Source organism: Silvimonas sp. JCM 19000, from assembly GCF_054652575.1.
Genome location: NZ_BAAIHC010000005.1, coordinates 1 through 14083, shown reverse-complemented (window position 1 = coordinate 14083; position 14083 = coordinate 1). Strand labels below are relative to the sequence as shown.

General features: G+C 61.0%; 12 protein-coding genes and 1 tRNA gene. 9 read left to right on the top strand and 4 right to left on the bottom strand.

Going from position 1 to position 14083, the window contains the following annotated elements:
- The first annotated feature begins 336 nt into the window (after positions 1-336).
- Positions 337-1629: an MFS transporter gene (locus ACYQ1A_RS06380; protein WP_499361108.1), complete on the top strand. Its 1293-nt coding sequence runs from the start codon at positions 337-339 to the stop codon at positions 1627-1629.
- Here ACYQ1A_RS06380 and ACYQ1A_RS06375 read toward each other — a convergent pair.
- Positions 1534-3051, bottom strand: a complete 1518-nt coding sequence (locus tag ACYQ1A_RS06375) for a PA0049 C-terminal domain-containing protein (protein ID WP_499361107.1) — start codon at positions 3049-3051, stop codon at positions 1534-1536. The two genes, ACYQ1A_RS06380 and ACYQ1A_RS06375, sit on opposite strands and share 96 nt — an antisense overlap.
- Positions 3052-3353: 302 nt before the next feature.
- Between ACYQ1A_RS06375 and ACYQ1A_RS06370 the strand changes: the two genes are divergently transcribed.
- From ACYQ1A_RS06370 to ACYQ1A_RS06355, 4 genes are all read left to right on the top strand, one after another.
- Positions 3354-5345 (top strand): phosphocholine-specific phospholipase C, encoded by a 1992-nt coding sequence (locus ACYQ1A_RS06370; RefSeq protein WP_499361105.1) that lies wholly within the window; start codon positions 3354-3356, stop codon positions 5343-5345.
- A gap of 242 nt (positions 5346-5587) precedes the next feature.
- Positions 5588-6271 (top strand): tRNA (adenosine(37)-N6)-threonylcarbamoyltransferase complex dimerization subunit type 1 TsaB, encoded by a 684-nt coding sequence (gene tsaB, locus ACYQ1A_RS06365; protein ID WP_499361104.1) that lies wholly within the window; start codon positions 5588-5590, stop codon positions 6269-6271.
- Entirely contained in the window at positions 6268-6738 is a 471-nt protein-coding gene (gene rimI / locus ACYQ1A_RS06360; RefSeq protein WP_499361103.1) for a ribosomal protein S18-alanine N-acetyltransferase, read from the top strand. The genes tsaB and rimI overlap by 4 nt, the downstream gene beginning before the upstream one ends.
- Complete coding sequence (locus ACYQ1A_RS06355) at positions 6735-7631, top strand: uracil-DNA glycosylase (protein WP_499361101.1); 897 nt, start codon at positions 6735-6737, stop codon at positions 7629-7631. The genes rimI and ACYQ1A_RS06355 overlap by 4 nt, the downstream gene beginning before the upstream one ends.
- 554 nt (positions 7632-8185) lie before the next feature.
- Here the strand turns inward: ACYQ1A_RS06355 and ACYQ1A_RS06350 are convergent.
- From ACYQ1A_RS06350 to ACYQ1A_RS06340, 3 genes are all read right to left on the bottom strand, one after another.
- Positions 8186-10513, bottom strand: a complete 2328-nt coding sequence (locus ACYQ1A_RS06350; RefSeq protein WP_499361099.1) for an extracellular solute-binding protein — start codon at positions 10511-10513, stop codon at positions 8186-8188.
- A gap of 163 nt (positions 10514-10676) precedes the next feature.
- Positions 10677-11972 (bottom strand): ATP-binding protein, encoded by a 1296-nt coding sequence (locus tag ACYQ1A_RS06345; RefSeq protein WP_499361097.1) that lies wholly within the window; start codon positions 11970-11972, stop codon positions 10677-10679.
- Entirely contained in the window at positions 11969-12631 is a 663-nt protein-coding gene (locus tag ACYQ1A_RS06340; protein ID WP_499361095.1) for a response regulator transcription factor, read from the bottom strand. Before ACYQ1A_RS06340 ends, ACYQ1A_RS06345 begins: the two co-directional genes overlap by 4 nt.
- Before the next feature lie 206 nt (positions 12632-12837).
- Here ACYQ1A_RS06340 and ACYQ1A_RS06335 point away from each other — a divergent pair, with 206 nt between their 5' ends.
- From ACYQ1A_RS06335 to ACYQ1A_RS06320, 4 genes are all read left to right on the top strand, one after another.
- Complete coding sequence (locus tag ACYQ1A_RS06335; protein WP_499361094.1) at positions 12838-12999, top strand: hypothetical protein; 162 nt, start codon at positions 12838-12840, stop codon at positions 12997-12999.
- 187 nt (positions 13000-13186) lie between these two features.
- The gene (locus tag ACYQ1A_RS06330) at positions 13187-13372 is read left to right on the top strand and encodes a hypothetical protein (protein WP_499361093.1); all 186 of its coding nucleotides are present in this window, start codon (positions 13187-13189) and stop codon (positions 13370-13372) included.
- Between the two features lie 66 nt (positions 13373-13438).
- A tRNA-Thr gene (locus tag ACYQ1A_RS06325) sits at positions 13439-13514 on the top strand.
- Positions 13515-13831: 317 nt separating this feature from the next.
- Positions 13832-14083, top strand: a 252-nt coding sequence (locus ACYQ1A_RS06320; protein WP_499361091.1) for an SOS response-associated peptidase family protein, incomplete at its 3' end; no start/stop codon positions are given.

The following is a 14083-nucleotide window of genomic DNA, read 5'->3' as shown; positions in this document are numbered from 1 at the left end:
TACAAATACAAGCGTGCCGCTGCAGCATCGGGTCTGTATGGCCGGGGATAGCCCGAACCGGAAAAATATCCTGTAATTTCTTACAACTTACGCAGCAAGAAATACAATAGCAGCGAATTTATGGAAGGCCCTCGTAGTGGGCAACTGCCCGATCGGACAGGTAGCGCATCAGCCCGCGCAAGCCGTTTTATACCAAGGCTAAAACCATTGTGCCCCGCGCCTATGCCCCGCTTTGCCCTGCCATAGCGTGCGCATGCGGCGGCGGCCTATCAAACGCATAACCGGCCAGCTCGCCAGATAACTGCTTGATCGAGCGTGCCGACAGGAAGATCGCCATTGTTTGCCCGCACAGAACCTGATCACAACCTCACGCGGGATTTCTACCGCTTGTGGATGGCCACACTGTTCTCATGCCTGGCAGATGGGATTTCGGTGGTTGCGTTTCCATTGCTGGCCCGGCAATTCAGCGCCTCGCCGGTCGACATCGGCTGGATCGTGGCATGTCGCACTTTGCCGTGGCTGCTACTAAGCATTCCGGCAGGCGCACTGATTGACAGGCTGGATCTGAAGCGGGTGCTGATCAGCGCCAATCTGATCCGCGTGAGCGCCTGCCTGATGCTGGTGGTACTGACCTTGTTGCAACGGATCACGCCACAGATCTTGATGGGCGTGGGCTTGCTGATCGGTACGCTAGAGGTCTTTTTTGATATGTCGATGCAGACGCTGCTGCCGCGCCTGGTCAATCAAAACGCGCTGACCGGCGCAAATAGCCGGCAACAAGGCGCAGAGTTGCTGATGAACAAATTCATCGGCGCGCCCGTGGGCGGATTTCTGGCCGCCTACAGCTTTCCGCTGACCTTTGCTGTGCTCTGCGTCTGCTTTTTGATACCGGCGCTGCTGGTCAGGCGCATTGCGGGATCGGGCCAGCTGGAAAGCGCACTGCCACTGCAGACCCCCTCGCTATGGGGTGGCATGCTGGAAGGCATGCACTATGTGCTCCGCCATCGCATCCTGCGGCTATTGGCCTTCAACACCGGCTACGTCAATTTTTCGCTGCAGGCCGTCAACGCCATGTTTGTGGTGTTTGTGGTGCAGGGCATAGGCGCCCCTGCCTGGACGCTGGGGCTGCTGACCACGGCGGGTGCCTGCGGCGGCCTGCTCGCCGCGTTATTTACCGAAAAGGCGCGCCGCTTGCTGGGACTATCTACCTGCCTGCGCCTGCTGATCGCCGCACTTCCGCTGACGATACTGATCACGCCGCTCGGCATGAATCTTTGGGTCACTGCATTTGCGCAGTTTTTGCTGGGGCTGGACCTGTCAGCGTGGGCCATCCTGTCGGTCTCGTATCGGCAGTCGGTGGTGCCCGCACCCATCCAGGGACGCGCCAACGCTTTTTATCGGCTGATGGCGTGGGGCTTGCTGCCCTTGGGCAGCATCGCCGGGGGCTGGGCCGCCACCCAGTTCGGCTTTGTGCTTATGTATCTGGGGTTTGGCAGCGCCTTGATCCTGCCGCTGGCATTGATTCCGCTGTTGTCACCCGCGCGGATCGCGGCCGCCGAACGCACGGCAGGCAAGGCAGCGGCCCCCGCCCTCGCCTGCAGCGTCATCGGCGCCGAGGACGCGCCCTGAGCGGGCACAGGGGCACTGCGCTTGCGGCAGCGCCTGTGCAATCGTCTCAATCAAACGCGTGCTTTGCTGCACGATGCTGTCGCGGTATTGCTCAAACGTGGCGTCGGTTATCGCGTTGCCATCTTGCGCATCAAATACCGTCATCACCGGCACATGCAAATGTCCGGCCCGCATTTTGGGGTTATGTATTTCGCGCAGCAAGACATTGCGATAGCCGCTTTCATTGGACAGATAATTGCCACCGCCCCCGCTTTGCGCGCAACTATCCGCAGCTGGAATCACGGGCGCAATCACCGGTGGATAAGGCCCGCCCTGTTTTTCATTGAAATGCGTAATGGTATTGGTATTGCAGTCGGCAAAAGCGCTGAATGAGGTATGCCACAGCACCGGAAATCCATCAAAGCCGCCCGCGTAGGGATTGGCGATGCCTGCACCGGTGTGTGCGTTGATCATGGCCGCCACCGGCAAGCTGGTGCCCAACCATTGCGGCGGCTGGTTTTGTTGCCACGGCTTGGCGTTGTAGCCCAACACATCACTGGGCGGATAGATATCCGAATCGCCTTGGTGCGCTAATAAAGGCGGAATGATTTCGCCGAGGTTATCGGCAAAGTTGGTGGCGTGATAACGGCCATGCCATTGCTCAATCCAGAATTCGCCTTTACCGCCCTGGCTCACCGTAATCGAAGCCTGCACGGCATTGGGGCCGCGCATAAAGGGCAGCAGCGTGTGTTCTTGCATGCCGTCGCGGAACGGTTGGTAATTGACCGGCAATAAATAAGTCTGGATTACGGCGATGCTGCCATCGCTCAATGTGATCTGGCGGCCATTCAGCGCCAATGCCAATGCGCCTGATGGATTGCCGATCCGCACATGCGCATCTGCGCTGCCCGGCTTGCCCAAAGTAAACGGATCGAAGCCGCTGATGATGATGCGGCGATATTGCGCCCCGGATGGAAACCGCATGCTGAATTGGCCGCGCGAGGCGCGTTCCAGCGTCCACAGCAATTGCGCGCGTTGCGCCTCGCTTAATTTGAAACCGGGCTGCCATTGCCGCACTGCTGCGGTCAATTGCAAGCGCGACCAATACAGCATGCGGTCATCGCCATGCGGCAAATCGCCCCGCACCACCCGGCCCTGCACGCGGTCGAGTGCCGCTTGCCACAAGGCAATGCCGCTACGGCGGATGAACTGGTCAGCAGCGCCAAACGAAGTTTGCTGGCACAAGGCGCTGGCAAAGGCCGGGCCGTATTGATCAAAGCCACTGGCGCGCAGGATTTGCGCCGAGAACGCGACGCCGCCTGGCACCACCGTATTGGCCAGGCGCTGCTCTTCCACCGACAGCGGCCGCGAGGCATCGATACACCCTGCATGCGCCCAACTTGCCACTACCAACGCCATCATCGCCAACCAGTTTTTCTGCATCGATTACTCCGTCCCGGGGTTGCTTGTGCCAACAACGCAGTCTACCGGCAGCGCCGCCCGTCGGGCAGTCCTGGCTGGTGCACCGCGTTTTCAGCCTGGTTGACGATCATCTAGACGTCCGTGCGCTTGCGCGCTACGCAGCGATACTTTGCGCAACACATCGCCCCCATAACCAGCTGGTCAGTGTCGGTTTCCGACGGTTTTTGCTTAACAAATCCGCAATCTGCGCTGCCTACCTTGCGCTGGCGCCAGCCCGTTGCGGGCCAGGCAAATACAGACCCACAGAGGACGGAGACGAGACCATGGATCAGCACAACAAGCCTTTTAACCGCCGCCGCTTTATGCAATCCGCCGGCGCCGCTTTAGCGACTTCGATGTTGCCACCGGGCCTGCAGAAAGTACTGGCCGCCCCGGCGGGCAGCGGCACTTTGGGTTCGATCGCGCATGTGGTGATTTTCTCGCAAGAGAATCGCTCGTTTGATAGCTACTTTGGCAGCTTGAATGGCGTGTCTGGCTTTGCTGACAACCATCCGCTGCTGCAAAACGCCGCCAATGGCGTGGCCAATGTGTTTTATCAAAAGAGCGGCAGCACCATCCAATGCCCGTTTCATCACAACCTTAAAACCACGGCTGCCGAATGCGCCGCCGATGTGGCGCATGACTGGACCTCGGGCCACACCGCCTGGGACAACGGCAAGCTGACCAGGTGGTATAGCGCCAAGGGCGGCTTGTCGATGGGCTATTTCAACCGCGCGGATATCCCGTGGCATTACGCGCTGGCCGACAATTTCACCACCTGTGACCATTATTTTCATTCGGTGATGGGCCCGACCAACCCCAATCGCTTGTACCTGATGACGGGCACCATCGATCCGCAAGGCAAGAACGGCGGCCCGGTCATCGATAACAGCGAAAAGGGCTACACCTGGACCACCTACGCCGAGCGCTTGCAAGCCGCAGGCATCAGCTGGCGCGTCTATCAGGAAACCGATAATTTCGACGACAACGCGTTGGCGTGGTTTAACAGTTTCAAAAATGCCGCGACCACTTCGCCCTTGTATATCAACGGCATGCAACGCCGTGCCGCCAGCGCATTCGCCAACGATGTGGCCAATGACACGTTGCCCGCGGTGTCGTGGATTCTGGCCCCGACCGCGCTATCCGAACACCCGGACCATGGCCCCAATCCGGGCGCTAATTACGTGAACCAGTTTCTGACCGCACTCGCCGCCAACCCCAAGGTGTGGGAAAAAACCGTGTTCTTGCTGGTGTACGACGAGAACGGCGGCTTTTTTGATCATGCAATGTCGCCGGTGGCGCCCAGCGGCACCGCCGATGAGTTTGTTAACGGTTTGCCGATAGGCTTGGGTGGGCGCATTCCGGCGCTGGCGATTTCGCCGTGGTCCAAGGGCGGGTATGTGGCCAGCGAAGTGTTCGACCACACCTCCACACTGCGCTTTCTGGAAGCCTGGACCGGCGTGCAGGAACCCAATATCAGCGCGTGGCGGCGCAAGGTGTGCGGCGATCTGACCAGCGCCTTCAACTTTAACGCGGGCGACTACGCTTTCCCCACGCTGCCCGACACCGCCGCGCTGGCTGCGGCCGCCGCAACGGAATGCAAAAACCTGCCCGCCGCCACACCGATCGCCACCACCACCGCGCCGACCCAGGAAACCGGTCCACGCCCGGCGCGCGTGCAACCGTATCAGCTGAATGGCTGGGGCGGCGCGGAGCGTTCCACCGGCCGCTACTGGGTGTATATGACCAACCACGGCCCGCAAGACGTGATGATGACGGCGTACGTAAACGCCTATCGCACCGATGGCCCCTGGCGGTATCAGGTGACTGGCGATGGCGTGCAGGCCAAGGATTATTTCAGCGTTAACACCTACGGCGGCGGCAAATACGACATCAGCCTGTATGGACCCAACCGCTTCTATCGCCGTTTTGCCGGCAATATCAGCGCCACCGCATGGCAGAACCAGCCCGAGCCCGAAGTGACCATTACGCTGGGTGCGGCCGGTGCGCCGATTGCGCTGTCGTTTGTGAATGCGTCGACCACCACAGCGGCCGTGTTTAGCGTCAAGCGCCGCAATGTGCCCACCGACGGCAGCGGCGGCCGCGTCTGGACGGTGACCGTGCCGGCCGGGCAAACCATAGGCGGCAGCTTCCCCACCAACAACGACTGGTATGACTATGTGATTACGCTGAGCGGCGACAGCCTGTTTGCGCGTGAGTTTGCGGGCCATATTGAGGGCGTGGAAAGCAAGACTGAAATGCCGTTTACGGGCTGATCGGGGGTTTGGCGTCCGCGTTTGGGCCCATTAATCAAAGCCGTATGCCATAGCGCGGCGGGTGGCCAGGGTGGTGGGCGGGGGCAAAACCACCCAAAACCCGGCCAGACGCCCCTATTGCAGCATCTGGGTACGGCTTTGATGGGTGGGTCGAGACCCACCCTATGGTGCGCCGCCTTGCGCTCGCGCGCGGGGCGGCGACACCTGCTAAAATCCGGGCTCACGATCAAAGCCTCCGCCCCATGCCCAGTTACCTCGCTCTTGAAACCTCCACCGAACATCTGTCGCTGGCGTTGCACACGCCGGAAGGCTTGTTTCTGCACGCCGAACACGTCGGCCAGAAGCATGCTGAACTGACGCTGCCCGCGCTCGAACAACTGCTGGTGCAAGCTGGCGTAACGCGCGCTGAGCTGGCGGGCGTGGCGTTTGCCATGGGCCCCGGTTCGTTTACCGGTTTGCGCATCGGCTGTGGCATTGCGCAGGGCCTGGCGTTCGGGCTCGATATTCCGGTGGTGGGGGTGTCGACGCTGGAAGCGCTGGCGCAGCAATGCCCCGGCGATCTGGCTTATATCTGCATTGATGCGCGCATGAACCAGGTCTACACCGCGGCGTATCAGCGCGAAGGCGAGCAATGGCACGAAATCTTCGCCGCCGATGTGCTCAATCCCGATACCATCCCCGTGCCCGAGCAAAGCGGCTGGATGGGCCTGGGCAGTGGCTTTGCCGCTTATGCCGACACGTTGCAGCAACGTCTGGGCGCGCAACTGGCTGATACGATGCCCGATGCCTATCCGCATGCTCGCAACATTCTGGCGCTGGCTTTGCCGCGCTTTGAGGCGGGCCAGGGCATGCCGGCGGATCAGGCCACCTTGCTCTATCTGCGCGACAAAGTGGCGCTTAAAACCCACGAGCGGGTGGCCAAATGACAGTAAAGCTGCGCGCCTTGCTGGGCTCGGATATCCACGCGGTATTGGCGCTGGATAACGCCACCAATCCGCACCCATGGAGCCACACGCAATGGCAGCAAGCGCTGGAAGCGCACGACTGCATTGCGCTGGACCGTGATGGCGCGCTGGCTGGTTTTGCCGTGACGAATACGGTGCTGGACGAAGCTGAATTGTTGTTGATTGCGGTCGACCCCGCGCTGCAACGCCAAGGCCTGGGCACGCAATTGCTGAGCGCCGTCATCAATGCCTTGCGCAGCCGCGACGTGGCTAAATTGTTTCTGGAAGTGCGCGCGGGCAATGCCGCCGCGCAAGCGCTGTATGCCAAGGCGGGCGGTCTGCGCATTGGCCTGCGCAAAGACTACTATCCCGGCACCGACGGCGGCCGCGAAGATGCCGTCAACTACGCCTTTACGCTGCATGCTCCCAGCAACGGGACTGAGCCATGAGTCGGCGCGAACAGATCCTGGATGAACTCGGCCTTGGCCCGCTCTGGCTGGAGCGCGCGCATTGGCAGTCGCTGGCGGCAACCGAATTTGTGCCTGCCCCACTGACCGACGGCCCGGTTACTGCGCCCGCCCCCGTACCGGTCGCACATGCACCGCATCCGGCTGTGCCGGTACCCGCCGTCGATACCGCGCCGGTGATCGCCACGCACGCCATTGCGGCGCTGGAAGCGACTTCCACGGAGCGTCCGCTGCGCAAAGCGCCGATTGTGCCGCTGGTGGAAACCCGCGCCGAGCCTGCACTTGCCGAGGCCGCCACCCCCGACACCCGTGCCCTCGAAATCGCGCAGATGGATTGGCCGACTTTGCACGCGGCGATGCAGGGCTGCGTGGCCTGTGGCTTGAGTGGCAGCCGCACGCAAGTGGTGCCGGGCGTGGGCAGTCCGCAAGCCGACATCATGGTGATCGGCGAAGCGCCGGGGCAAGAAGAGGATCTCCGTGGCGAGCCGTTTGTGGGCGCGGCCGGCAAGCTGCTCGACAATATGCTCAAAGCGATCGGCGAGGCGCGCGGCGAGCGCGTTTATATCGCCAACGTGCTCAAATGCCGTCCTCCCGCCAACCGCAATCCGCAAGCGGACGAAGTGGCACGCTGCGCGCCCTTTCTGCAGCGCCAGGTGGCGTTGGTGCAGCCCAAGGTCATCTTTGCCGTCGGCCGCTTCGCCATCCAGATGCTGTTGAATACCGACGCGCCCGTCAGTGCGCTGCGCGGCGAAGTACATTACTACCAGGGCATCCCGGTCGTAGTCAGCTACCACCCGGCCTATCTGCTGCGCAATCTGCCCGACAAAGCCAAAGCCTGGCGCGACCTGCTGCTGCTAAAAGCGACCCTGCCATAGGGTGGGTCCAGACCCACCACTCAAAGCCGATGAGAAGCTTGATGCAGTAAACCTTCTCGCTGGTTTTAAGGGCCGCAATAAACCAATCCCCGAGAAGACCAATGAGTTAGCCCTTCTCTTTGGCTTTGCCGGGTGGGTCCAGACCCACCCTATGCCTGGCGTGCGGCGTCAGCAGCGCTCATCCGATCCTGCCATAGGGTGGGCCCAGACCCACCACTCAAAGCCGATGAGAAGCTTGATGCGGTAAACCTTCTCGCTGGTTTTAAGTGCCGCGATAAACCAACGCCCGAGAAGATCAATGAGTTAGTCCTTCTCTTTGGCTTTGCCGGGTGGGTCTAGACCCACCCTATGCCTGGCGTGCGGCGTCAGCAGCGCTCCGACCCTGCGATAGGGTGGGTCCAGACCCACCACTCAAAGCCGATGAGAAGCTTGATGCGGTAAACCTTCTCGCTGGTTTTAAGTGCCGCAATAAACCAACGCCCGAGAAGTTCAATGAGGTAGCCCTTCTCTTTGGCTTTGCCGGGTGGGTCCAGCCCCACCCTATGCCTCTGCGGTTATTGCGCCCGCGCGGCGTTGGCGAATTGGCGGGCGGCGTCGGCGGCGCTCATTGCGGGCGAGCGCCAGAACTCGCGTGCGACCTTCATGCAGCCTTCGCGCGCGGCTTCGGCCAGACACTGGCTGTGCGCCCATGACGGCACCAGCACATTGGCACCGGCGGCCTGGGCAAAGTCCTGCGCCGCCTGGCGCGAGTAGCCGTCGAACTTGCCCAGGGGCACGTCGGTGCGCGCCGGGATATTACCCTTGAACAAGTTGAACGCTTCCTGCCCTTCCTGGCTCATCACCAGTTCGACCAGATCGCGCTGGGCCGCCTGCCTGGCCGGCTCTTGTTGGCGGAACATGATCAGCGCATCGGCGGCAAACGAAAACTCGCCGCGCGCGCTCGGCGCAGGCCAGCCGGTGTAATCGCTGCCCTGCTGTTTGCCGGCCTGAATAAATTCCGGCTTGGCCCAATCGCCCATGATCTGCATGGCGGCACGCCCGTTCAGCACGTCGCCGGTGGCCAGGTTCCAGTCGCGACCGGCTTTGTCTTCGGTGCAATACGGCTTGAGTTTGCGGAACAACTCAAACGCCTCGACCATCTTGCTGCCACCCAGCGCACTGGCGTCACGCTCTACAAAACAGGCACGATAAAAATCAGCGCCCTGCGCGGCCTGGATGGTTTCCAGCAAGGTGGCGATTTGCCAGTCCTGTTCGCCGATGGCCAAGGGCGTGATGCCGGCCTGTTGCAACTTGTCGCACAGCGCAAGGAATTCCGGCCAGCTGCGTGGCTGGCTGCCGCTTACCTTCTGAACCAGGCGCGTATTAACCCACACCGTATTCACCCGCGCCACGCCCAGCGGAATGGCCACGTAATGGCCGTCCACCTGGATCATCTTGTCAAACACGGCGGGCAGCAACTTAGACCAGCCGCCGCTGCGCGCTTGCTCGTTCAGATCAGCCAGCGCGCCCGCCTGCGACCACTTGCCGATATTGATAATGCGGTTTGCCGCTGCTGTCGGCGCCTTGCCCGCCTGCACCCGTGCATTCAGCGCCGCCATCGGGTCACCGCTGCCCGCGGGCGTATCCATCCAGTGATGGTTACGCTGATTCAGCCGGGTCTTTAACTCGAACACCGCACGCGCTTCGCTCCGTGACAACCACCAGTGCAGTACCTCGATATCGGCCAGCTGAAACTTGCCTACTGCCTCCAGCAAGGCTTTGGCGCGCTCATCCACGGTCTTGAGCGTTTGCGTGGCTTGCGTCAGCGCCGAATCGGTCGCTTGCGTCATATCGCTGATATGTCCAGCCGCACGTGCCATGGTTTCGGTGGCCGACGATTGCTCTTGCGTGGCTTGCGCAATCTGCCGCACCACTTGCGCTACGCCATTCATGCGCTCGGCGATTTCGAGCATGTGGGCGCGGGCATCGCCGGCCCGTTCTACCGACTGCGCCACGCCCGCCGAAGTACGGCTCATATCGTCGGTGGCGGCGTGGGTTTCGGTATTCACCGACTCAATACGGCGCGCGATATCCACGGTGGCGGCTTGCGTGCGTTCAGCCAGCTTGCGCACCTCATCGGCCACCACGGCAAAACCCCGGCCTTGCTCGCCGGCGCGCGCGGCTTCAATCGCCGCGTTGAGCGCCAGCAAATTGGTCTGACCGGCAATATCCTTGATCACGCCGACGATGCCGCTGATTTCCGCCGCGCTGGTATTCAGATTGCTCATGGTGCCGCCAAGGCCGCTCATGGCGCTGGCAACGCGCTCGACCTCGTCTGACACACTTTGCACCGCATGGGCGCTCTGGCCGGACATGCTTTGGGTTTCGGACACCACCTCGTCGACATCACGGGCGCTATCGGCAATGCGCGAGATGCTTTCGGTAATTTGCTCCACCGTCGCGGCCGAGGCGGCGGCATGGTCGGATTGCTGGCGGGTATCGGCCGAGATTTGCGCGGTCACGGCGGTCAGCTCGTGCAGGCTGAGCGCCAACGCTTCCATTTCGCGCTGCACTTCGCGCAGTAGTGATTGCTGGCCGCTGACAAAACGATTGAGCGGCGCGGCTATGGCGGCCGTCTCACCACGCTCGGCAAAACGCAGAGACAAATCGGCCGAACCTTGTCCCAGTTGTTGCAGCACACTTTCGATCTGACGCAAAGGCTGCATGATCCAGCCCGAAGCCAAAGCCACCACCAGCGTGCTGACCAAGGTAACTGCCAGTGCACTGGCTACAACTGTAACGCCGGGTAAACCGCCCTGGGCAATGCCCGCCGCGACCATGCCCGCCACCCCGCTGCCTAGCGCCACCAGCGCCAGCAACCGCCCCCGGATTGAATTCAACATCACTGACTCCCCTAAACCCACAAGACGTGTTCGCGTATCTACTGCGATGTCAGCTGCATCGCTGAGATGTAATTCTAGGGGAGCGACTACATTTTCGTCTCAACCGCGCACCGCCCTGATGCATTGCATACACACCAGGGCGGCACCTTATAGCGCGGCGGGATTATGTGGGCTGGGTAAAACGGAACAGCAAACCGCCGGTGACCGCCGGGCCGAGCGTAATCTGGCCACCGTAGCGTGCGGCAATATTGCGCACGATGGTCAGGCCCAGGCCACTGCCCGTGGCATCGTTGCCGGGCACGCGATAGAAGGGATCAAAAATCCGCTGCAGATGTTCGGGTGCGATGCCGGGGCCGTTATCTTCCACTTCAAACACCGCCGCGCCGTCCTCCGCCCGATAGACCGAGACGGTAACCACGCCCCCCTCGGGCGCATAGCGCACGGCGTTGTCGATGGCGTTACGGCACAAGGTACGCACATCCACTTCGATGGCCTGGACCGCCACCGCCTCCAGTCGACCAAACCCCAGGTCGACCCGCCGCGCCAGCGCCGCCGCCATGATGTCCTCGACCGTGCGGCGGGTTGCCTCATCCAGCGACACCGACACCGTATTGCCCACGGCCGCTGCCTGCAGCCGCGCCAGTCCTAATAATTGTTCCAGTAACAAACGTGTGCGTTGCAGCCCGGATTGCAGAACGGCCAGACGCTCCGCGCTCTCGCGCGGCAGCTGGCTATGCGCCAGGTTCTCCGCTTGCACCGTGAGCGCAGTCACCGGCGAGCGCAATTCATGCGCGGCGTCGGCGATAAACAAACGCTGCTGCTGTAATGCCGTCGCCAGCCGGTTCATCAGCCGGTTGATGGCGCCCACAAACGGCCGGATCTCGCTCACCATCGTGGCCTCATCCAGCGGCTGCAGATTGCCGTCATCGCGCTGATCCAGTTGATCGGTAGACTGCCGGATCGGCTCCAGCGTGCGCCGGATAATCAACACCACCATGCCCACCAGCAAAGGCAGCATCAGCACCAGCGTGACCAGGCCGCGCATGCTGCCAAAGCGGGCGATCTCGTCGCGCACCATGGTTTGCTGTGCCACCGCCAGCCGCTTGCCATCGGGGCCGCTCTCGATATAAACGCGCCAGTGTTTGCCATGCCAGTGCGCGGTCTGCATGCCATCTGACAACGGTTTGATCAACGCATCGGCGGCGGCGGTTTCACCTTCATGCTGGATCACCACATTCGATTCTGAATCCTCGGCGCCGCGGCCGCTCAAATCCGTTTCATCCACCGTCGGCAAGTGATAGCGCATGGCCAGCAAAGAAATCTGGCGCAGCTGGTCATCCTGCGTTTGCGCCGCTTCTATATATAAAGACACGTAGGACACCAACGTCGCCACCAGCGCGAACAGCACGGTAAACGTGGCCATCCACAGCGACAAACGATATTGCAACGAGTTTTTCACGTATTTTTGTCCACCATCCAGCCCAGACCGCGCACGTTTTTGATCACGTCGCTGCCAAGTTTTTTGCGCAAGCTATGGATTACAAATTCAACCACATTGCTTTCGACCTCTTCATTCCAGCCGTAAATGCGGTCTTCCAGTTGCTGGCGCGACAGGATGGCACCCGGGCGGATCAATAAGGCTTGTAGCAAGGAGAACTCGCGCGCGGATAGGCGACAGGTGCGCTCGGCATAAGTGGCCTCACGCGTGGCCAGATCGAGCACCAGCGTGCCATTGCCTAGCGTGGGCGCGCCCGCACCGCTCTGGCGCCGTGCCACGGCACGCATCCGTGCCAGCAATTCGCCCACTTCAAAAGGCTTGAGAATGTAGTCATCCGCGCCGGCGTCGAGACCGGCGATACGGTCTTCCACCGCATCGCGCGCACTGACGATCAGCACACCGACCGGGTCTTCGCGCTGGCGCAACCACGTCAGCACCTGCATGCCGTCGCGGCCGGGCAAGCCCAGATCCAGCAGCAGCACCTCATAGCAACTGGCTTGCAAAGCCTGCATGGCGGACTCGCCATCGCGTACCCAATCCACGGCATAGGCCGCATCTTTGAGCGTCTGCACCACCGCCTCGCCGATCATCCGATCGTCTTCTACCACCAGAACTCGCATGCTTTGCACCCAGGACAACGTTCATGGACCACCGCGCCATGATAGACGATGCAGTGTCGCGTATCGGGCTTAGCGTGTGCTTAGCCGCAGCATAGCGGGCTATGTTCCGGCCTGTACTGCATCCAGTGCCGCTGGCGCTGCGTATATACGGATGACCGCGCCAACAGACGCGGCCCTTCTGATAACAATGCACTGGAGAAAATACGATGAAACGTCTCGTCATGAGCTTGCTGCTTGCACTCGCCGCCGCCGGCGCAGTCAGCCCGGCCTTTGCCGACCAGAATGGCTCGCAAGGCGCGGTCTGGCACAAAGGGGACAACCCGGCCAACCCGGACCAAGGTGTGCCGCCCATGCAAACGCAGCACTGAGCTTTGCCCGGGCGCAATCGGCCTCTGCCTGGGCGGAGCGATTGCGCCATTTTCTTGTGCTGCGCCGCTGCACGCTTATTAAGAATTTTTGGGCATACTGCAGAAGTATTCAGTTTTGTTCAGCCGGGCCGCCCCGCCGCCCAGAATGGCCTCCATCAGCTCAACCAAGCCCTGACTGGAGACCATCATGCAAAAGACCACCGCCATCATCATCCTGACCCTGAGCGCCATTTTCGCCGTGGCCGAAGTCGCCGTAGCGCAACGTTTTGAAACGGTGCTGGATAAAGTGGAATTACAGATCGAACAAAGTGGCGCCCATGGCATGGAACAACAGATTGTTCCGCCGGCTGCGGACCTGAGTTTTTTGCGTTGAAACCAGCGCACACAAAGCAATTGCAGCCTTTAAAAAACCCATGCTACTATTCGCCCCCTCAAGTGTGCCGTTGTAGCTCAGTTGGTAGAGCACCTGACTTGTAATCAGGGGGTCGCGAGTTCGATTCCTGCCGGCGGCACCAGAAATAATGCAGTTGATTCAAATAGTTATGCTTAAGGCCATCTCCGCGAGGAGGTGGCCTTTTTTGTTTTTGTTCGCTTATATTAGAAAAGTTTCTAATAAGAATTTCGCCCGATGTGACAGCTTCAGTACCGGCGGCGTCAAGCCAGCGTCGCCGACAAGGCTGAGATAGCAACTAGCGCCATGGCGAACGGCGGGGTTCCAATGTATTTCCACAACCCCGAATCCGGTGAGCACCGCCATCACGCTTATCGGCCGAAATAACCCACAGTAGAACGATCGTTCTAGAATGGCGGGCCATTATCTACGTTGCCCATCATGTGTACTCGGATCGTCCAATGTCGCGAACTGAACGACTATGCCACTTCGCTATGCTGGAACTCGCGCACCCAGCGCAAGCGGTGGCCGGAGCCAAACTACAACGCGGGCTTAGGCCATCGCATTGTGATCGCCCATACGCTTGATCGGATCCCCGACGGCAAATTCAGCTTGAGCAAGTGGGGCCTGCGACCTCAATGGGCTACTGATACCGGCCTGCCTGTGGTGATAAACGCCCACTTCGGGCACGTC

Excerpts from the sequence above, each read along its gene's own strand:
- rimI (WP_499361103.1), top strand. The coding sequence starts at position 6,268 with ATGACAGTAAAGCTGCGCGCCTTGCTGGGCTCGGATATCCACGCGGTA.
- ACYQ1A_RS06355 (WP_499361101.1), top strand. The coding sequence starts at position 6,735 with ATGAGTCGGCGCGAACAGATCCTGGATGAACTCGGCCTTGGCCCGCTC.
- ACYQ1A_RS06335 (WP_499361094.1), top strand. The coding sequence starts at position 12,838 with ATGAAACGTCTCGTCATGAGCTTGCTGCTTGCACTCGCCGCCGCCGGC.
- ACYQ1A_RS06370 (WP_499361105.1), top strand. The coding sequence starts at position 3,354 with ATGGATCAGCACAACAAGCCTTTTAACCGCCGCCGCTTTATGCAATCC.
- ACYQ1A_RS06340 (WP_499361095.1), bottom strand. The coding sequence starts at position 12,631 with ATGCGAGTTCTGGTGGTAGAAGACGATCGGATGATCGGCGAGGCGGTG.
- ACYQ1A_RS06375 (WP_499361107.1), bottom strand. The coding sequence starts at position 3,051 with ATGCAGAAAAACTGGTTGGCGATGATGGCGTTGGTAGTGGCAAGTTGG.
- ACYQ1A_RS06350 (WP_499361099.1), bottom strand. The coding sequence starts at position 10,513 with ATGTTGAATTCAATCCGGGGGCGGTTGCTGGCGCTGGTGGCGCTAGGC.
- ACYQ1A_RS06330 (WP_499361093.1), top strand. The coding sequence starts at position 13,187 with ATGCAAAAGACCACCGCCATCATCATCCTGACCCTGAGCGCCATTTTC.
- tsaB (WP_499361104.1), top strand. The coding sequence starts at position 5,588 with ATGCCCAGTTACCTCGCTCTTGAAACCTCCACCGAACATCTGTCGCTG.